General features: G+C 68.7%; 17 protein-coding genes. 5 read left to right on the forward strand and 12 right to left on the reverse strand.

The window, feature by feature from the left end; translation table 11 throughout:
* Positions 1–11 precede the first annotated feature (11 nt).
* Positions 12–203, forward strand: a complete 192-nt coding sequence (locus tag KBY93_RS01570) for a hypothetical protein (RefSeq protein WP_255092481.1) — start codon at positions 12–14, stop codon at positions 201–203.
* Positions 200–1,354: a DUF3326 domain-containing protein gene (locus tag KBY93_RS01575; protein WP_255092482.1), complete on the forward strand. Its 1,155-nt coding sequence runs from the start codon at positions 200–202 to the stop codon at positions 1,352–1,354. Before KBY93_RS01570 ends, KBY93_RS01575 begins: the two co-directional genes overlap by 4 nt.
* Here KBY93_RS01575 and ald read toward each other — a convergent pair.
* From ald to KBY93_RS01600, 5 genes are all read right to left on the reverse strand, one after another.
* On the reverse strand, positions 1,266–2,405 hold the full coding sequence (gene ald / locus KBY93_RS01580) for an alanine dehydrogenase (protein WP_094554753.1): 1,140 nt from the start codon (positions 2,403–2,405) through the stop codon (positions 1,266–1,268). The two genes, KBY93_RS01575 and ald, sit on opposite strands and share 89 nt — an antisense overlap.
* A gap of 93 nt (positions 2,406–2,498) precedes the next feature.
* A complete protein-coding gene (locus KBY93_RS01585; RefSeq protein WP_255092483.1) occupies positions 2,499–4,223 on the reverse strand; it encodes an NAD+ synthase in 1,725 nt (574 codons plus the stop codon).
* Positions 4,223–4,837 carry a nicotinate-nucleotide adenylyltransferase gene (locus KBY93_RS01590; protein ID WP_255092484.1) on the reverse strand — a complete coding sequence of 205 codons (615 nt, stop codon included), beginning with the start codon at positions 4,835–4,837 and terminating at the stop codon, positions 4,223–4,225. The genes KBY93_RS01585 and KBY93_RS01590 overlap by 1 nt, the downstream gene beginning before the upstream one ends.
* Positions 4,834–6,162, reverse strand: coding sequence for a GTP-binding protein (locus KBY93_RS01595; RefSeq protein WP_255092485.1), 1,329 nt, complete (start codon positions 6,160–6,162; stop codon positions 4,834–4,836). Before KBY93_RS01595 ends, KBY93_RS01590 begins: the two co-directional genes overlap by 4 nt.
* Positions 6,159–7,172, reverse strand: coding sequence for a CNNM domain-containing protein (locus KBY93_RS01600; RefSeq protein WP_255092487.1), 1,014 nt, complete (start codon positions 7,170–7,172; stop codon positions 6,159–6,161). Before KBY93_RS01600 ends, KBY93_RS01595 begins: the two co-directional genes overlap by 4 nt.
* Positions 7,173–7,256: 84 nt before the next feature.
* Here KBY93_RS01600 and KBY93_RS01605 point away from each other — a divergent pair, with 84 nt between their 5' ends.
* Positions 7,257–8,576, forward strand: a complete 1,320-nt coding sequence (locus tag KBY93_RS01605; RefSeq protein ID WP_255092488.1) for an aminopeptidase P N-terminal domain-containing protein — start codon at positions 7,257–7,259, stop codon at positions 8,574–8,576.
* On the opposite strand, the gene KBY93_RS01610 is transcribed toward KBY93_RS01605, so the two are convergent.
* Positions 8,548–9,423 carry a TIGR01548 family HAD-type hydrolase gene (locus KBY93_RS01610; protein ID WP_399222378.1) on the reverse strand — a complete coding sequence of 292 codons (876 nt, stop codon included), beginning with the start codon at positions 9,421–9,423 and terminating at the stop codon, positions 8,548–8,550. The two genes, KBY93_RS01605 and KBY93_RS01610, sit on opposite strands and share 29 nt — an antisense overlap.
* On the opposite strand from KBY93_RS01610, the gene KBY93_RS01615 reads away from it, so the two are divergent.
* On the forward strand, positions 9,422–9,901 hold the full coding sequence (locus tag KBY93_RS01615) for a 30S ribosomal protein PSRP-3 (protein WP_399222321.1): 480 nt from the start codon (positions 9,422–9,424) through the stop codon (positions 9,899–9,901). The genes KBY93_RS01610 and KBY93_RS01615 overlap by 2 nt on opposite strands.
* Before the next feature lie 110 nt (positions 9,902–10,011).
* Here KBY93_RS01615 and KBY93_RS01620 read toward each other — a convergent pair whose 3' ends face one another.
* Genes KBY93_RS01620 through KBY93_RS01645 form a run of 6 tightly spaced genes read right to left on the reverse strand, consistent with a single transcriptional unit; the run spans position 10,012 to position 15,528 of the window.
* Positions 10,012–11,076 (reverse strand): hypothetical protein, encoded by a 1,065-nt coding sequence (locus KBY93_RS01620; RefSeq protein ID WP_255092491.1) that lies wholly within the window; start codon positions 11,074–11,076, stop codon positions 10,012–10,014.
* Positions 11,073–12,422, reverse strand: a complete 1,350-nt coding sequence (locus tag KBY93_RS01625) for a protein phosphatase 2C domain-containing protein (protein ID WP_255092494.1) — start codon at positions 12,420–12,422, stop codon at positions 11,073–11,075. The genes KBY93_RS01620 and KBY93_RS01625 overlap by 4 nt, the downstream gene beginning before the upstream one ends.
* Positions 12,419–13,201 carry a VWA domain-containing protein gene (locus KBY93_RS01630; RefSeq protein WP_255092495.1) on the reverse strand — a complete coding sequence of 261 codons (783 nt, stop codon included), beginning with the start codon at positions 13,199–13,201 and terminating at the stop codon, positions 12,419–12,421. The genes KBY93_RS01625 and KBY93_RS01630 overlap by 4 nt, the downstream gene beginning before the upstream one ends.
* Positions 13,202–13,224: 23 nt before the next feature.
* Positions 13,225–14,559 carry a protein kinase domain-containing protein gene (locus KBY93_RS01635; protein ID WP_255092497.1) on the reverse strand — a complete coding sequence of 445 codons (1,335 nt, stop codon included), beginning with the start codon at positions 14,557–14,559 and terminating at the stop codon, positions 13,225–13,227.
* A 19-nt stretch (positions 14,560–14,578) separates the two neighbouring features.
* Positions 14,579–15,256, reverse strand: a complete 678-nt coding sequence (locus tag KBY93_RS01640) for an FHA domain-containing protein (protein WP_255092499.1) — start codon at positions 15,254–15,256, stop codon at positions 14,579–14,581.
* Entirely contained in the window at positions 15,253–15,528 is a 276-nt protein-coding gene (locus tag KBY93_RS01645) for a hypothetical protein (RefSeq protein WP_255092500.1), read from the reverse strand. Before KBY93_RS01645 ends, KBY93_RS01640 begins: the two co-directional genes overlap by 4 nt.
* Positions 15,529–15,585: 57 nt before the next feature.
* Between KBY93_RS01645 and KBY93_RS01650 the strand changes: the two genes are divergently transcribed.
* On the forward strand, positions 15,586–17,919 hold the full coding sequence (locus KBY93_RS01650) for a transglycosylase domain-containing protein (protein ID WP_255092501.1): 2,334 nt from the start codon (positions 15,586–15,588) through the stop codon (positions 17,917–17,919).
* The last annotated feature ends 16 nt before the right edge of the window (positions 17,920–17,935 follow it).

Here is a 17,935-nt window from a genome sequence, read left to right on the forward strand (position 1 = left end):
CTCTCCCTCCAGTGCCCCGGCTCGAGACAGTGGACTTCTGGTTGGAGGCGGCCCCCGGCCCGCTGCTTCCCCAGGTGCGCTCAGCCCTGGCTGAGCGCGGAGAACCTTTGCGCTGGGCCATCACCGCTGTCCTGCCGGCCGCGGATGGCTCCCAGCAGCGGCGGCGGTTGCGGATCGAAGCGGTCCTGCTTCAGATCCCTTGAGCCGGCCTCTGCCCACTTTGTTGGTGATTCCCACAGGCATCGGCTGTGCCATCGGCGGCTATGCTGGCGATGGCCTGCCGGCAGCCCGGCTGTTGGCGGCCGCTTCCGGCTGCCTGATCACCCATCCCAACGCCCTCAATGCGGCGGCTCTCTACTGGAGCGACCCGCGCATCCACTACGTGGAGGGCTGGGCTCTGAACCGCTTTGCGGCCGGTGATCTGGCCCTGGCGCCCGTGGCGTCTCAGCGGGTGGGGCTGCTGCTCGATGCCGGTATCGAGGAGGAGCTGCGCCTGCGTCACCTGCAGGTGGCCGAGGCCTGCCGCGCCAGCCTTGGTCTCTCGATCGGCCCTGTGCTCAGCACCGACGCTCCCTTGGAGGTGAGCCTCTCGCTCGGCCCCAGCGGGGCTAGCAGCGGACTGATCGGCCGGCCGGATGCTCTGATCCGGGCTGGGGAAAGCCTGCGCCAGGCCGGTGCCACCGCCATCGCCGTGGTGGCCCGGTTCCCCGATGACCCCTCCAGTGAGGCCCTGGCCTCCTACCGCCAGGGCAGCGGCGTGGATGCCCTCGCTGGCGCCGAAGCCGTGATCAGCCATCTGCTCAGCCGCCAGCTCGGCCTCCCCTGCGCCCATGCCCCGGCCCTTGCCCCCCTGTCTCTGGATCCGCGCCTGGATCCACTGGCCGCTGCGGAAGAGCTGGGTCACACCTTTCTGCCCTGTGTGCTGGTGGGCCTGAGTCGGGCCCCCAACCTGATCCCGCTGCGGCCCGTGCCATCACCTGGGCTTGAGCTCTTTGGCGAGGACCTGATTCATCCCAGCCGGATCGGCGCTGTGGTGGCCCCGGCCGGTGCCCTGGGTGGTGAGGCTGTCCTGGCCTGCGCCGAGCGGGGCATCCCCCTGATCGCCGTTGAGGGCAACCCTTCACTTCTAAACGTGAGCGCCGAGCTCCTTGGTCTGCGGACGATCGCCGCAGCCAGCTATGCGGAGGCCGCCGGGATGGTGCTGGCCCTGCGGGAGGGCCTGCAGCCCGAGGCGTTGCGGCGTCCCCTGCCGCCTCTCGAGCTGCTCAGCGCAGACAGGCCATCGGATGGCGGGTCGGCATTCCCAGGGCCTTGGCCACCCCGGGATGGCAGACCGCCCCATCCACCGTGTTGAGGCCGGAGAGCAGCTCGGGCCGCTCGGTGACCGCTTCCACCAGTCCCCGTCCGGCGATGCCCATGATGTATGGCAGGGTGACACTTACGAGGGCTTCAGTGGAGGTGAAGGGCACAGCGCCGGGCATGTTGCCCACGGCGTAGTGCTGCACGCCGTGGATGGTCACCACGGGATCGGTATGGGTCGTCTCGCGGCTGGTGGCGATGCAGCCCCCCTGATCGATCGCCACATCGACGATCACCGAGCCGGGCTTCATCCGCTTCACCACCCCCTCATCCACCAGGGTGGGGGCCCGGCTGCCGGGGGTGAGCACTGCGCCCACCACCAGATCGGCACTGGGCACCAGCCGCTCGATCAGGCTGTTGCTGCTCACCAGGCTCACCATCCGCCCGATCCGTTGGGGTTCCAGCATGCGCAGGCGCTGGGGGGTGTGATCCAGCAGAAACACCTCCGCATCCATGGCCGCTGCGACCCGAGCGGCATGCCAGCCGACGGTGCCGGCCCCGAGCACGATCACCCTTGCTGGCCGCACCCCGGCGCAGCCGCCCATCAGCACACCTCTGCCGCCATGGGGTTTCTCGAGCAGATGGGCCCCAACCTGGGCGGCCAGCCGTCCGGCGATTTCGCTCATCGGCGCCAGCAGCGGCAGGTTGCCGTTGTCGAGCTGGACGGTTTCGTAGGCCACGCCCGTGGTGCCTGCTTCCAGCAGGGCTCGTCCCACTTCGGGATAGGCCGCCAGGTGTAGGTAGGTGAACAGCACCTGATCACCTCGCAGGAAGGGGAATTCCTCCGGCTGGGGTTCCTTCACCTTCACCACCAGATGGGCGCCCCAGGCCTCCTCGCGGTCCACCAGGCGAGCTCCCGCCTCGGCGTAGCTGGCGTCCTCCATGCCGGCCCCCTGGCCTGCTCCGGCCTCTACGCGCACCTCAAGGCCCTGAGAGACCAGTTCCCTCACCCCGTCGGGGCTGAGGGCTACCCGCTGTTCATCCCGTTTGATCTCCCGGGGAACACCGATGCTCGCGATCGGTGCCGCTGGGCCCATGCTGGCCATGCCACTGAGAAGCTCCTCATAGGTTGGCGGGCTGGCCGCCCGATCGCCAGCTTTCGCCATGGATTGGGCACGGACCGCTTCGATGAGCGTCCTTCAGGTGAGCGGTCCGGCGGCGATGGGCATGCGCCAGCCCCCTCCGAAGGCCCGGCCACTCACCTTCAGCAGAGGAGCCGCTTGGCGGCGTTTGAATTCGGCCGTGCGCAGCAACCGGTACACCCGACGTGCCAGCTCCCCATCGACGTGACCTTCGCCGATCAGCTCCTCCGGTGAGCGCAGCTCCTCGATGTAGGCCCTGAGCAGGGGATCGAGCTTGTCGTAGTCGGGCAGGGAATCGGTGTCGAGCTGGTCGGGCCTCAGCTCGGCGCTTGGAGGCTTGGTGCGGATGGCGGCGCCGATCAGCTCGCCGCTGACGGGGAGGCCCAGGGCCTGTCGGCAATCTGCGGCGGCCTCGCTGTCGAGCCAGTGGCAGAGCCGGAACACGGTGGTCTTGTAGAGATCACCTATCACTGAGAGCCCGCCGTTCATGTCCCCGTACAGGGTGCAGTAGCCCACCGCCAGCTCCGACTTGTTGCCGGTGGAGAGCAGCAAGCGGCCCTGTTGGTTGGCCACTGCCATCAGCAGCGTGCCGCGGATACGTGACTGCAGGTTCTCGGCGGTCAGCCCCTGGGGAGCACCGCCCAGAACGGACTCCAGGCTGTGGTCGAAGGCCCCCATCAAGGTCTCGATCGCCACGGTCTGATGGGGTAGTCCCAGCCGGTCGGTGAGGGCGATCGCATCGAGGCGCGACCCAGCCGAGCTGTACGGGGAGGGCATCAGCAGGGCCTGCACCTGCCCGGGCCCGAGAGCCGCCGCGGCGATCACGGCCACGAGGGCCGAGTCGATGCCGCCGCTCAACCCCAGCACCACCTGCTGGAAGCCGCATTTGCGGGCATAGTCGTGCACCCCAAGCACCAGCACCCGGAACAGCTGCTCCATGGGCGCTGGCAGTGGCTGAGGCGGCAGCGCGGTGGAGGCTGGGGTCGCTGGGGCTGTTCCCCGGGGTGCGGGCTCCCAGAGGTCGAGGGCCACCTGGGCACAGGGCAGCTGGCGCAGCACCCGCGCCTGGGGATCGATCACGAAGCTGCCCCCGTCGAAGACCAGCTCGTCGTTGCCCCCAACCTGGTTCACGTACACCACCGGACAGCCCAGCCGGGCTGCTGCCGCTGCCGCCAGCTGCAGACGCAGCTCCAGTTTGCCCTGGGCGAACGGGGAGGCGGAGAGGTTCAGCAGCAGATCGGGACGCTGGCACGCCAGCTCGGCGATCGGGTCGGCGCCTGCCAGCCGGTGGCCCTGCACCCGCTCCTCCACCCAGAGGTCTTCGCAGATGGTGAGCCCCAGGCGCCAGACCCGCCCTGCCTCACGCCACTCCAGCAGGCAGGCGTGATCACCGGGCTGGAAGTAGCGCCGTTCATCGAAGACGTCGTAGCTGGGCAGCAGCCGCTTGCGTGCCACTATCCGCCAGCTGCCCCGTTGCACCAGCGCAACGGCGTTGTACAACCCCGGCAGCTCGCGACCGGCAATCGGATCCACCAGGCCCAGCAGCAGGCCGAGCTCCGGCGGCAGCTCGGCAGCGAGGGCCTCGAGCACCCGCCCTTGCTCCTGCAGCAGGGAGGGGCGCAAGAGGAGGTCTCGCGGGGGGTAACCCCAGAGCGAGAGCTCGGGGGTGATTACGAGATCGGCGCCCGCAGCCGCTGCGCGCTGGCTGTGCTCCAGCAGCTGGGCGGAGTTGCCGCGCAGATCCCCCACGAGGGGATTGATCTGAGCCAGGGCAAGACGCATCAGCGCAGGGGAGGACGGCTGGCCTGACAGGTGCGCAGACCATAGAGATTCTGCTCCAGCAACACCGGCCAGAGTTCTGGCGGCACCAGTTGCGGGTCGGGGTGGCGACGGATCGCGGAGCTGGCTGTGGCCGGAATCTCCAGGGGCAGCACTTCCACCCGTCCACCCAGGTGGTTCAGCTGCTCGATCTGCAGGGAGTCGAGCGGCCAGCCCAGCCTCGGCACCACCGCCAGACGGCAACGGTGCAGGATCTCATCCGCCGCGTACCAGCGCTGGATCTGGGGAAGCAGGTCGCTGCCCACCACGAACACCAGCTCCGCATCGGGCCACTGTTGCGCCGCCCGCTTCAAGGTGTCCAGGGCCCTGGGGCTGCTCAGGCTCTGGTCGAGGCGCAGCCTGGGACTCTCCAGGCTCTCCACCACCGCCTCGAGCAGGGCTGCCCGCACGGCCAGGGGTGCCCCATGGGTCTTGAAGGGGTTGTCGCTGGCCCAGGTCCTCACCATGGGGTAGTGCCTTGTGAGCCCCGCCAGGAGGGTGCGGTGGCCGAGGGTCGGTGGATCGGCGCTGGTTCCGAACAGGGCCACCAAGGCCGGCTGGCCGGCTGATTCACTCACGGCAGCAGGCTGGCATTCACCGCCTCTCGGCCTTCCAGCTGCCACTGCTGCAGCCATAGACGCGCCTGGGGGTCATGGCGTCCCAGGCGGCGCAGCAGCGCCCCGGGTCGGGCCCGGCCGCGCTGGGCCCCGTTCAACAGGGCGGCAGCGGCCAGCTTCCCCGTCTGGCGTGTGGTCTGGATCGCCAGGGCCGCCTGGGCCAGGGCCACCGGTGCCGCCGGAGCCAGGGACAGCCCGGCGGTGGCCGGCGCCGCCAGCAGCAGCAGTTGGCGCACGGCTCCAAGCAGCAGTTGCAGGGCCAGCTGGGCGGCCCCCAGCAAGGCGCTGTGGCTGGAGAGACGGCCCAGAAGTGCCCTGGCCTGGGGCCCACTCAGCGGCAGCCCGTAGAGCTCGCAGAGCTGCAGTACCAAGGCCGTGTCCAGGGCCAGCCCACCGGTCAGATCCAGAAGAATCAGCGGGTTGGCGGCCACGCCCGTGGCCTTGAGGGCTGCGAAACGTCCGATCAACGTCTGGGCCTGGCGGCGGTGCTGCTGCAGTCGCCAGTGCGAGAGACGCTGGTTGAAGCGATCTCCGGCCGCGAGGGCATTGAGGGCCAGCAACAGCTCCCCATGGGCCTTGAGCAGCCCTCTGAGCCTCGTGCGCAGGGGCTCCACTTGCGGCGGCAGCTGCTCGCTGCGCACCCTGCCATCGGGGCGCAGCACCCCTCCCCTGGGCGCCGCGGCAACGGTCACCAGCTCCAGCTCACGGGCGGCTGCGGGAAGCCGGCTGCGGATGCTGGCCAGCAGGGCTTTTCGCTCTCCCTCGGGCCAGCCGTCGATGCGGTTCACCACCAGCAGCAGGGGTTTGCCCGAGCTCAGCAACAGCTGCACCGCGTCGGCTTCCACCCGGCTGAGGTCGCCGTCGAGCACAACCAGCACCAGATCAGCCCCCAGGGCCACCCGGGCGGCCAGGCGTTGCCGGGCTGCGGCGGCCACCTCATCGATGCCAGGTGTATCCACCAGCTGCACCTGCAGCGGCCCGGCCATGGCCCCGGACCAGAGTTGCCGCTGCTGCGCTCTCGTGGAGCCATGGGCCAGATCGGTGGCGAAACGGGGCTCCCCCAGCAGGGCATTGAGCAGGCTCGATTTGCCCACTCCCACCCGGCCGAGAACGGCCACATGCGCCTCCCGGCGCCGTAGCCGCTCCAGCTGGCGATCAAAGGCGGCCAGTTCCGGCCCCAGGCTGGTGCGCTCCCGGGGACTCAGAGACAGTTGGCCGCGCCAGCGCAGCAGCAGCTGCTCACAACGCTCGAGGATCGGCGGCGGAGCCATGGCCGTTGCGGTCATCCCTGGGCCTCCCCGACGGGTTGGGGACGTCGCCACCAGCCCGCCAGCACAGCCAGCACGGCGTCGGCACCGATCACGCCGACGAACCCCCCGAATTCATCCACCACCACCCGCACCGAATGGCTGCTGCGGCGGAAGGCTGTCAGCAGCCGATCGGCGCGGATCATTTCGGGGACGAACTCCACCGGTTCTGTGAGGCTGAGGGCGCTGTCTAGGCCGCGGCCCTCCACCAGGGCCACCAGCAGGCTCTCGCGGCTGGCCACCCCCAGCACCTCATCCACCTCCTCGCCGAGCACCACCCACCAGCCAGCGCTGTTGGTGAGCAGCAGATCGCGCACGCTCTCCAGGGGGGCATGGCCCGACACCGTCGGTGCCGCCACCCGCGGCACCATCAGATCCCGGGCGGTGAGGTCGTTGAGCTGAAACACCTTGGCGATCATCGCCGCCTCGTCGGCTTCGATCTGGCCCTTCTGGGACCCGAGGCGGGCCAGCAGGCGGATCTCCTCTTCGTCGGTGGTGAGTTCGCTCTCGGCGGTGATCGCCGGCATGATCCGCTCCAGCAGGATCACCAGCGGCAGCATCAGCCGCAGCAGCAGGCTCACCGCCGCGGCGCTCGCCAGCGACAACGGCAGCGCCAGGCGGCTGCCCACGGCCTTGGGAAGGATCTCCCCGAGCATGATCACCAGCACCGTCAGCCCCACGGAGAAGAGGGGGATGGCCACCCGGTCGACGCCGAGCTTGGAGAACACCCAGCCGGCGTAGCTGCCCAGCATCAGGCTGCCGAAGATGTTGAAGCCGTTGTTGAGGATCACCAGCACGGCCAGGGCGCGGCCCATGCGGTTCTTCAGGGCCAGCAGTGCCCTGGCCCCCCTCACTCGCCTCGGCCGACTGGCCAGTTCGTGCACGCGCAGGGGGTTGACCGTGAGCAGGGCCGCCTCCACTCCGGAGCAAAGGGCCGAGCCGATCAGGATGACCACCACCAAGGCCGCCAGACCCAGGAGCTCATTCATCGGGGTGTCGTCGCGGCCGATCGCGGCATGGGAGCACGTTCATTCAATGGGGTATGCCATCTTCTCGCTAGAGGCGTTGTCCCCATGGTGATCCCCCAGACCGAGTTCCACCAGCGTCGTGTGCGTTTCCTGGAGGCCCTGGGGGGTGCGGCGGCCGTGATTCCGGCGGCAGCGCTGGTGCGTCACCACGCCGATGTGGAGTACCCCTTCCGCCAGCAGAGCGACTTCTGGTACCTCACCGGCTTCGATGAGCCGGGGGCCGTAGCCCTCTTCCTGCCCCACCAGAGCGACAACCCCTTCGTGCTGTTTGTAGAGCCCAGGGATCCCTCCGCCGAAGTGTGGAATGGCTTCCGCTGGGGCTGCGAGGGGGCGGTGGAGCACTTCGGTGCCGATCTGGCCCATCCCCGCGCCGAGCTGGCTTCCCGCCTCTCCGACTACCTCCAGGGCGCCGAAGGGATCGCCTTCCGCGTGGGCCGCGACGCCACCGTGGAGCCCCTGGTGCTCCAGGCCTGGGGCCAGCAACTCGATCGTGCGCCGCGCACAGGACGGGCGGCCCTGGGCCTGGTGGCCCCTTGCCCGATCCTGCAGGACATGCGCCTGCGCAAGAGCCCGGCCGAACTGGATCGGCTGCGGGAGGCCGCGCGGATCTCCGCCGAAGCCCATGAACGCGCCCGGGAGGTGGCCCGTCCGGGGCTGAGCGAGCGCCAGATCCAGGCGGTGATCGAGCAGCATTTCCTCGAGCAGGGCGCTCGCGGTCCGGCCTATGGCTCGATCGTGGCCGGCGGCGATAACGCCTGCGTGCTGCACTACACCCGCAACGATGCCCTGCTGCGGGATGGGGACCTGCTGCTGATCGACGCCGGCTGCAGCGTGTCGGACTACTACAACGGCGACATCACCCGCACCTTCCCGGTCAGTGGCCGCTTCAGCGGCGAACAGCGAGCCCTTTACGAGCTGGTGCTCGAGGCCCAGCTGGCGGCGATCGCCACCGTGGCTCCAGGCGCCGACGCCGAGCAGGTCCACGGCGCGGCCCTGCGGGTGCTGGTGGAGGGCTTACGGGAGCTCGGGCTGCTGAGTGGGTCGATCGACGAGCTGATCGAGCAGGGCTCTTACCGACATCTCTACATGCACCGCACCGGCCACTGGCTGGGTCTCGATGTCCACGACGTCGGCGCCTACCGCCTCGGTGAACATCCCCAGCCGCTCGAGCCGGGCATGGTCCTTACGGTGGAGCCCGGGCTCTACGTGAGCGACCGCCTGGCAGTGCCGGAGGGCCAGCCTCAGATCGAAGAACGCTGGAAGGGGATCGGTATCCGCATCGAAGACGATGTGGCCGTGACCGAGGTGGGCCATGAGGTGCTCACCGCCGCCGCCCTCAAGTCGCCGGTGGCGATGGAGCGTTGAGGGGCATGGTCCCCAGCCAACCCAGGAGCTGGTCTGGCTTCAGGCTGGCGGTGCTGGGAATGAGTCGATCCGCCCCAGCTGAGAGCAGCCCCTGCTCGTAGTTCTGTCGGGCAGTGGCCAGCTCCGGTGTCTGCAGATGCGGCGGGGCCACCGCCAGGCTGAGCAGGGTGAGGTCCGGTCGCTGGCGCCGGGCGGCCATCACCGTGCGAACGTCCGCCACGGTGTCGCCCAGGTAGGCCACCGGCAGTGCGTGTCCTGAGGCGGTGGTGCCGAGCTTCAGGGCCAGGTGCAGAAAGCCGGTGGGATCAGGCTTCTCGGGCGCCTCGCCCATGGCGATCAGGGGCGGATCCACCAGGCCCAGGCGCTGCTGAAGCACGTAGCGACAGGAGGGCGGCTCAGCGCCACTGACGAAGCCCCAGGCGATGCCGGCCTGCTCCAGCTTCAAGAAAAAGTCACGCTCCACCAGAAGCGGTTCGCTGCGGATGAAGCCCCTCCAGCCGGCTGGATCACCATCAGGATCGCCACCGAAATAAAGTCGGCTGAACACCTCCACCACTGCGTCGAGGGGTGGCAGGGGCTGGAGCCCCCGGCGTCTCAGCAACTCCAGCGAGGCCTGCCAGTCGTTGTTCCAGTGGCCTTCGGCCTTGAGGGCGTCGATCTGGCCCGGTTCAGGCCGCCAGCCGTCGTAGTGATGAACGGTTTCGGCAATGGCCCGCCGGTAACTGCCACTGACATCCCGGATCACCCCGTCGATGTCGAAAAGAAGAACGGCTCGGGGCTGCAGAGAGGCTGGTTCAGGGACTGGTACGTTAGTTGTTTGCCTTTTTGCCTTGAGCGCCGAAACCATGACGGCCACCGAAAGCGCTGCCACCGCAGGACTACCCGCCGAGGCGGCCGTGGCGGTGAGCTCCGCTGAAGAGGCTCCCACCCAGGGGCGTCCTCCCCTGCGTGGAGCCAGCGCCGCCCTGGCAACGGCCACGGTCGATGAGGACGGGGTGCCTTCCGGTCACACCCCCAAGGCCGATGAGGGCCGCTTCCTGCTCAAGATCCTCTGGCTGCCCGACAACGTCGCGCTGGCCGTGGATCAGATCGTGGGAGGCGGTCCCAGTCCTCTGACGGCCTACTTCTTCTGGCCGCGGGAAGATGCCTGGGAAACGCTCAAGGGCGAGCTCGAAGCCAAGTCGTGGATCACCGACAACGAGCGGGTTGAGATCCTCAACAAGGCCACCGAAGTGATCAATTACTGGCAGGAAGAGGGCAAGGGCAAGGCCCTCGAGGAAGCAAAGGTCAAGTTTCCCGATGTCACCTTCTGCGGCACAGCCTGATCGGTGTCACAGATGGACTGAGTGTTCCATCAGCAGGGCGCCCCGCATGGGGCGTTTTTTGTGCCCATCGTCGCAGCTGCCGGCATCGACAATCTGGTGAGGGACCACAACTAACGGGGCTTGACCACCCCCGCGAAGTCGCTGGCGGTGATCAGGGCGGGAGTGGTGGCGGTGTCGACGCTGAAACGGCGGCTCTCGGTCTGGACTCTGCCATCGGGGTAGACGAAGGTCACCAGTCCCTGGAGGGTGACGGTTGAGCCGTCCTGGCTGGTTTCCTGCAGATTGGACACGCTCACCTGCTCAAACTGTTCGAAGAAGGCGGGATCGAACTGATCGGCCGCAGCTCCCCCGAAGAAGCGGCGGGCCTGGTCGTAGGTCTTGCTGCTGAGAGCGGCATAGAGGCCCTGAACGCTGGCGATCGCCTGGTCGGTGTTGGCCGGCGGCGGCTGTGGCGCTGTGATTGGCTCCGGTTCCGGCAGGCTCGGTTCCTGGGGTGGTGTGGCTGGTTTCTCAGCGGTCGTTGGTGATTCCGATCTGGGCCTGGGGGTGGAGGGGCTTTCCACCGTGCTGGGCGGGGACTTCTGAAGCAGCACCACGGCGCCCACCAGGGCTACCGCCAGGCCGCCGGTGAGGAAGGCGAGAACACCGAGCAGGGCGTTGCTGCCCCCGCCTCGCCTGGCCGGAGCCTGCAGGGGTGGAGTGGCAGGAGGTTGGAGGGGAGTCACAGGAGCTGGCACTGCAGATCTGCGCGCTGCCTTAATCCGTGCAGCCGTGTTGGGCATGGCTGCCGCTGGGGCTGAGCTGGGGGCTGGGGCTGAGCTAGGGGCTGGGATTGAGGTTGAGGATGAGCTTGAAACGTCCTTGGGCGGCAGGCCGATCAATCCCCCCACCACGCTCTGCATGCGCTGGCAGATGGCGGGATTGAACACCTCCTCCAGTTCCTGCATCAGCCTGGGCAGCAGCCGCGTATCGGAGAGGGGCGGGCTCTGGCTGGCCGCACTGGCGAAGGCGGCTGAGAGCACCAGATGGCGCAGGGCCGGCAGCAGCTTGATCTGCTCCTCGCCACAGAGGTCTCCGGCCAGCGCCTGTAAACGACGGCCCTCGGCGCCGCGGCCGCGCTGGAGGTCGCTGAGCACCTGCTGCCTGAGGGCGGCTCCGAGCTGGTGGTCGTTCATCGGTCGGGGAGATCAGGGATGGTCGGGGGTTGCCATTGACGCTGCAGGGCAGCAGCCAGGAGTGGGCAGAGACCGAGAGCCGTGAGGGCCTCCCCCTGCACCATCCCACCTGAGGCGGGATCGAAGCTGCTGGCGATCAGGGCCCCGAGAGGATCCAGATCGGCCGCGTCAAGCAAGGGCGGGGCTGTGAGGCGCCCTTGGCGCAGATCCGTGAACTGGCTGCGCCGGTTGCTGAGGGTGCCGGCGATGGCGTTGGCGGGGCCCTGGCAGAGCTGGTTGATCTGGCGCCGAACGGCTCTTGGGGGGGCAGGGGCCATGCCCGATTGCTGCAGCCAGTACCAGCCTGCCCCGAGGCCGGCGGTGGCCACCAGCAAGGCCCCGAGCAGCAAGGGTTTCTGGGCGCGAATGGTCCTGGCCTGAATGGGCAGATCGCCAGGCGCTTTCTCCTCGCTGATGTTCTCCTCGCTGATGTTCACCTGGTTGGGGCTGAAGAGGCTGCCGTGCTGGGCCATCGCGACTGACACGTCGTCGCCGCTGCCTTCGCTGGTGATCTGATCCAGGTTCGCGGCCAGCACCTCGCTGGCTCCGGCGGCAGGGGTGGCGATCAGGTGAGCGGTGAGCAACAGAAAATCTGCGTCGGTGGCGCACGACTTGCGGATGCCATCGGTGCTCAGCAGCAGGCCGAAGCTGGCTTCTTGGTCCTCGATCGGCTCCAGTCCGCTGCGGAACAGCCCGGCGGCCTGCTCCAGGCAGAGGCTGCCTGTGGCCTCGCCGCCGCCATCCCCCGCCGTTTCCTCGCTGAGCAGTGCGGCCTGCCCATCAGCGCCCACCTGCACCAGGTCCCAGTCGCCCACACCGGTGTAACCCCACCAACGGGGGGCCATCACCACCAGCCCCAGGGTGGTGCCGTAGAGCCTTGGCACCTCGGACTCGGGCGTGGTGGCTTCAGAACAGGGAGCCTGATCCGGAGCTGAAGACAGGGCCGTGTGCCGCTGCCAGTGCTCCCGCACCAGAGCCAACCAGCGGCTGTGCATCCGTTGGGGCAGCTCCGACGCCAGCCAGTGGGCCCATGTGTCAAGCCCCGGTGCCTGTGCGCCCTGCAGGTCCCAGAGGCCCAGGTGCTCCGCCATCACCTGCAGGGCCAGGTCACAGGCGAGGGAACTGCCAACGTCGCTGAGGAGGTAGTGCTCACCGCCGTGGCCATCGGCCACCGCCATCACCTGCACGGGCTGGCCATCCCGGCTGCGGTATCGGCAGACGGCCACCGCGTCCTGGCAGGGGCGGCCCTGGCGCTGGTGGGCCGCGCCGACGCGCCTGGCCTGGAGAGCTGGCCTCCAGCCGCTCACCACACCAGGGGACCGACGTCGTCGGTGGGATCCATCAGGGTGGGGGGCAGATCCGGCAGGGGGATGTTGGCCTGGGGCCCTGAGCCAGCCATGCGACTGGCGGGCATCGACGCGGCGCCCACCACGGCGGTGGAAGCCCACTGGATGTACTGGGCCAGGGAGGTGGCGCTGCTGGCCTGCAGGGGCCGGCGGGGCGAGCGGCCCGAGCGGTGCAGGGGCGTCTGCCCGCTGGCGCCAGGGATTTCACCAGCGGGCAAGCCGCCGCCGGGATCGCTGCCGATGAACTGCTGCAACACCTCCGTGTCGGCGTCGTGGCCCATGGCGATGGCCAGGCGCACCGCCTTCTGGGCCCAGGGCTCACGCATCAGCCTGGCGAGGCCGGCGTCGAAGTCGTCGGTGGGCTGGCCATCGGAGATCAGCACGAGCACCGGCGGCAGGGCCCTCTCCTCCATCGGCGGCGACTGAAGCACCGCCGCCACCAGCTCCAGTGCTTCGCCCATGGCCGTGATGCCTCCGGCCTGCAGATCCAGCCACTGCAGCTGCTGCACCTCTGTGGGCTGCTCCAGATGCCAGACGGCCCTGTCAGCAAAGCTCACGGCCCGCACCAGCACCCGCGCCTCCGGGTTCTGGCGAGCCACCTCGGCCATTCCCGGCAACGACTGACGAATCGCCTGATTGAGGGCCTGGATCTTGCCCTGGGCCGCCATTGAGCCGGAGCAGTCGCAGATGTAGATGAAATGCAGCGGCCGGTTGGCGAGCCTGACGTTGGGAAAGGGCATCGGATCTTGGCTCGAGAGATGGCTCAGGAGGGCAGCTCGACCGCCCCGGCCGGTGTGGTGATCCGCACCAGTGGCGCGAGGTTACAGGCTTGTCCCGGCTCCACCATCACCCGGTTGCCGGTCCTGAGCTCGGCCTGCCAGCTGTGGCCGCTGAGGTTGCGCAGCCCCAGCAGATCGCCATCACTGGGATGGGCTTCCACCCGGGCCAGTGGTTGATTCAGCCGCAGGGGTAGCAGGCTGTCGAAATGGTGGGCATGCAGCTCGTTACCAGGCGCCGCCGTCACCTGGCCATGGGGTAGAAGCAGCCTGCCAGGGGGGGGCATGGGGCAGCCGCAGCTCCAGCACAAGGGGGCCGGATCGCTTGGGGCGGGGAACGTTTCCTGGCCGCAGCTGGCGCAGATCTGACGCTGGTCGAGGGCCGCGGCCAGGGCCGCCATCCACTGGCCGGTCAGTGCCCGACGCTGGGGGTCCTGTAGACCTGTGCAGAAGGTCTGCTCGAACAGCTGCTTGATCGGCTCGGGGTAAATCGGCCAGGTGATCAGGGCTGCGACGTGCTCGATCGGATCGGGTCGGTTGCTCGGATCAGCCGGATCGAAGATGAACAGCGGCTCTTCGCCGTAGAGCCGGCGCCGGGCGGGCTCATCAAGGCAGCGGATCGCCAGTTCGCGGCGGCCCCGCAGGGGGTCGTGGCGGGTGAGCAGGCGGAAGATCAGTACCGCCAGTGAGAAGAGATCGCTGTTGGCTCCCGGCCGGGCCCGGCCCATCAGGATCTCCGGGGCCATGAACCCGGGGGTGCCGAGCACGCTGCCCAGATCCCGCCCATCCACATCGACGTTGTCGTTGTCGCAGATCAGGATGCGGCCGCTGGAGGGTTCCAGGAACAGGTTGCCCAGGGAGATGTCCTTGTAACAGAGGCCCTTGAGGTGGAGGGCATGGAAGGCCTCAGCCAGGAAAAAGCTGGCCCGCAGGACCTGGAGCAGGCCGATGGCCAGGTGGCCGCCCACGTGTTCATGGGCCCCCACAAAACCCGTGGGTCGCAGCTCCATCAGGTAGCCGAAGCTCGGTTCGCCGCGGCGCAGCAACTGCACCGCGCCTTGGCTGGATTTCACCAGCGCCAGGGGCCAGAGGAAGGCGTCGCTGGGGGCCGTGGCGCGGATGCTCTCGCCCAGACGCCGCTCCAGGTGGGGATCGCGGGCAATGCACGCCGGCAAATACCACTTCAGGGCCAGCCGTTCGCCGGCCACCTCCACCTCGAATACCTGGCCCTGGGTGCCGCCACCGAGCCCGCGAAGAACCTGAAGGGGGCTGGAGATCCCCTCCAGATCAAGGCTGGCGCCTTCCGGCAGGATCCAGTTCACGGAGGGCTGGTTTGGGGTCTCAGGCCTCCAGACTCTGGCCGATGGCCTTGCGGATCCCATTGCGGTGGGAGATAGCCGTGAGCCGGTTGGCGAAGCTGCGACGCTGGGCGCGGCCATCACGCAGCACCACAGTGAGGGTGTGCTCCTTGCGGGAGCCCAGCAGGATCCAGCCGGCCAGGGCCGCAACCTCCAGGGGCCAGAACAGGAACGGGAACGGCAGCAGTAGCAGGCCCCCCAGGCACACCAGCAACCACCAGCTGAAGATGTGGGGATGGCGTGGCAGGCTCTGCACCGTGGCCGATCGGATCTGATCCAGGTCGATCTGCTGGCCACCGATGTCGAGGCTGCTCACGGCAGGCGCCACTGGCTGCAACGCAGCAGCAGCGGTCAGCTCGAAGATCAGCACCGGACCGCTGCGTCCCAGCCTGATCTCATCGCCATCGGCCAGGGGTCGGCATTGCTGAAGGCGTTCACCCTGCAGAAAGGTGCCATCGGTGCTTTGCCAGTCGCACACCACCCAGCGCTTATGGCTGCTGGAGTGGCGCACCACGGCGTGGTGGGGCGAGAGTCCGTCCTGCTCTGGCATGCACAGGCGATTGTTGCGCTCACGCCCGATCGTGAGCGGCCTGGCTGGATCGAGCCGGGCCACCTTGCCCGGCTGATCCCGCAACCGCAGCTGGGCTGGAGGCTGGGTCATGGGTTTCCGCGGCGGCGGCGCCACCAAAGGCGCCTGTCGTCCTGGAGATCGCTCCACCAGCCCCCATCGCCGGCGCGGTGCGCAGTGACACGGCCGGGAAAGAGCAGGGCCTTGCTGGCCAGCAGCAGGGCAACCAGCACCAGAACCAGCAGCACCCAGCCAGGGATGGCCCCCACCCAGGTGGCGGCGAAGCTGGCCCGGATCGCATAAAGCCCGATCGTGATGGCCAGCCAGAGCCTGAAGGGCTCCCAGGGATCGCGCTGGCGCAGCACGGGGCGAGGAGATCGCTGCGCGTAGCGTATCCCCGGGCACGCCAGTTCATTCCCCGCATGGTCGAGCCGTCCTCTCCTGAGGGTGTCCGCGAGCCGGCCTCGGGCCCCGCTACCACCACCGATCAGGACTCTGGCTCCAGCGCCGGGCAGCCGCTGGCCGGTGCTCGTCGCGGGGCCTGGCGGCGTTTTCTGGCCGCCTGGAGCCGCGGAGGGTCTCACGGGCGCCCTGCCGCCATCCGCTCGGCCTGGAGCCAGCTGCAGGAGCGCCAGGCTGTGGCGGAGCTGTGGCTGGGGGAGCGGCGGGTCAGCCGCACCGTGCTGGCAGAGGGCCGCTATCGCATCGGTCGTGATCCAGCCTGCGAGCTGCCGATCGAGGCGGAGAGCCTCAGCCGCGTGCACGCCATCCTGGAGAAACCGCGCTCCGGGGATCGCGATTTCGCCCTCGACGACTTCAATTCCGCCAACGGCCTGTTCCACCGCGATCGCCGCATTCGCTCCATCCGTCTGCGCCACGGTGATCAGGTGCAGTTGGGATCACCGCTCAAGGGCTCGGCTCCGCGCCTGCGTTACCTGCACCCCCGCAGTCCGCTGGAGCAGGCGGTGCACCTGCTGGGGCTTGGCAGCCTGCTGGGGTCGGGGCTGCTGGTGGGGGGGCTGCTGCTGGTCTCCTCCATCGGTGGCGGCTCGCGCATTCGCCTGATCTCAGGCCCCGTCAAGATCGTCTCAGCCTCGGGTCAGCAGATCGACGCCAAGGATGGCTCCGCCACCGCTCTGCCCTCCCTCCAGTCCTATCCCCTGCACCTGCGCCAGGCGCTGATGGCTTCGGAGGAGGCGCGCTTCGGTTGGAACAGCGGTGTCGATCTGTTCGGCACCCTGCGCTCGGTTCTGCTGGGCAGCGGCGGCGGCAGCGGCCTCACCCAGCAGGTGGCCCGCATCTATTACCCCGAGGTGGGCACCGACTACAGCCTCAGCCGCAAGCTGCGGGAGCTGTGGGTGGCCCTGCAACTGGAGGTGGGCTACAGCAAGAACCGGATTCTGAAGATGTACCTCGACCGGGCCCATCTTGGTCTCGGTACCGATGGCTTCGAGCAGGCGTCCAGGCTCTACTTCCGCAAGTCGGCCAGTGACCTGGACGTGGGCCAGGCGGCCTTCCTGGTGGGCCTGCTGCCCAGCCCTAATGGTTACAGCCCATGCAATGCCAAGGATCCCACTGCTGGCCGCGAGCGCCGCGACCTGGTGCTCAAGCTGATGCATGAGCAGGGCTATCTGCGTGATCAGCAGCTGATCGATGCCCAGCGGCGCCCCCTGAACATCGATCCGTCGGCCTGCCGCGAATCCAGCTTCTCCAGCTATCCCTTCTTCAGCGACTACGTACTCGGCGAACTGGAAGGTACCCGCTTCGGCCTCAACCTTTCGCAGAAAGCTTCAGGCGGCAACTACTACGTGGTGAGCACGATCGATCCGAAGTTGCAGCAGCTTGCCCAGCAGCAGTTGCAGCGCTTCCTTGAGGGGCCGGCCGCGCGGGTGGGGCTCACCCAGGGAGCCTTGATCTCTCTCAATTACCGCAGCGGCAAGATCCTGGCCTACGTGGGTGGCGGCGATTACTCCCGCTCCAGCTTCGACCGGGTGCAGGCCATGCGCAAGCCGGGCTCCACCTTCAAGCTCTTCCCCTACCTGGCGGCGCTTGAGGCCGGCACCAGCCCCCAGCAGCCCATCTCCTGTGCCCCCCTGGCCTACGTGGCGGGCTGCCGCCAAGGGGCCGCCGGCGGCAGCGTCAGCGTGGCCAGGGGCTTCGCCGATTCCGAGAACGTGGTGGCGCTGCGTCTGGCGGAGACAGCCGGCCTGAAGCAGGTGCTGCGCAAGGCCCGCCAGCTGGGGATCAGCACCCCCCTCGACGCCGATCTCAACACCATGCTCGGCGGCCGTGAAACCCTCCTCTACGAGATGGCCCGGGCCTATGCCGTGGTGGCCAATGGGGGCCGCAGCGTGCCGATGCACGGCGTCAGCAAGATCTACGACCTGGGCATCTGCCGTTCCATCTACAGCCTTGCCACCTGCCCGGAGCGGGGTGTGACCACCCCCATCGGTGAGCAGCCGCGCCAGTTGCTGCGCGAGGAAGACGCCACGGTGATGGACGATCTGCTGGCGGGGGTGGTGCGCAGCGGCACGGGGCGGGCTGCTGCGCTGGTGGCCGATGGCCGCGGGAAGACCGGCACCACCGACAACGGCGTGGATGTGCTGTTCATCGGCTACTCCCCGGCGCTGGAGATCCTCACCGCCATCTGGATGGGCAACGACGACAACCGGCCGGCGCAGGCGGCCAGCGGTGCCCTGGTGGCCGAGCTCTGGGGGCGGTACATGGCCGCGATCGGGGCGGGGCGCCAGACCTGAGACCAGCCCCTGAGGC

This window comes from Synechococcus sp. J7-Johnson (assembly GCF_024345795.1).
Classification (GTDB): Bacteria; Cyanobacteriota; Cyanobacteriia; order PCC-6307; family Cyanobiaceae; genus Regnicoccus_A.

Bases quoted from the DNA above. Each gene is read 5' to 3' on its own strand.
- KBY93_RS01650 (WP_255092501.1), top strand. From the start codon at position 15,586: ATGGTCGAGCCGTCCTCTCCTGAGGGTGTCCGCGAGCCGGCCTCGGGC.
- KBY93_RS01585 (WP_255092483.1), bottom strand. From the start codon at position 4,223: ATGCGTCTTGCCCTGGCTCAGATCAATCCCCTCGTGGGGGATCTGCGC.
- KBY93_RS01615 (WP_399222321.1), top strand. From the start codon at position 9,422: ATGACGGCCACCGAAAGCGCTGCCACCGCAGGACTACCCGCCGAGGCG.
- KBY93_RS01640 (WP_255092499.1), bottom strand. From the start codon at position 15,256: ATGACCCAGCCTCCAGCCCAGCTGCGGTTGCGGGATCAGCCGGGCAAG.
- KBY93_RS01620 (WP_255092491.1), bottom strand. From the start codon at position 11,076: ATGAACGACCACCAGCTCGGAGCCGCCCTCAGGCAGCAGGTGCTCAGC.
- KBY93_RS01610 (WP_399222378.1), bottom strand. From the start codon at position 9,423: ATGGTTTCGGCGCTCAAGGCAAAAAGGCAAACAACTAACGTACCAGTC.
- ald (WP_094554753.1), bottom strand. From the start codon at position 2,405: ATGGCCAGCATGGGCCCAGCGGCACCGATCGCGAGCATCGGTGTTCCC.
- KBY93_RS01605 (WP_255092488.1), top strand. From the start codon at position 7,257: ATGGTGATCCCCCAGACCGAGTTCCACCAGCGTCGTGTGCGTTTCCTG.
- KBY93_RS01600 (WP_255092487.1), bottom strand. From the start codon at position 7,172: ATGAATGAGCTCCTGGGTCTGGCGGCCTTGGTGGTGGTCATCCTGATC.
- KBY93_RS01630 (WP_255092495.1), bottom strand. From the start codon at position 13,201: ATGCCCTTTCCCAACGTCAGGCTCGCCAACCGGCCGCTGCATTTCATC.
- KBY93_RS01595 (WP_255092485.1), bottom strand. From the start codon at position 6,162: ATGACCGCAACGGCCATGGCTCCGCCGCCGATCCTCGAGCGTTGTGAG.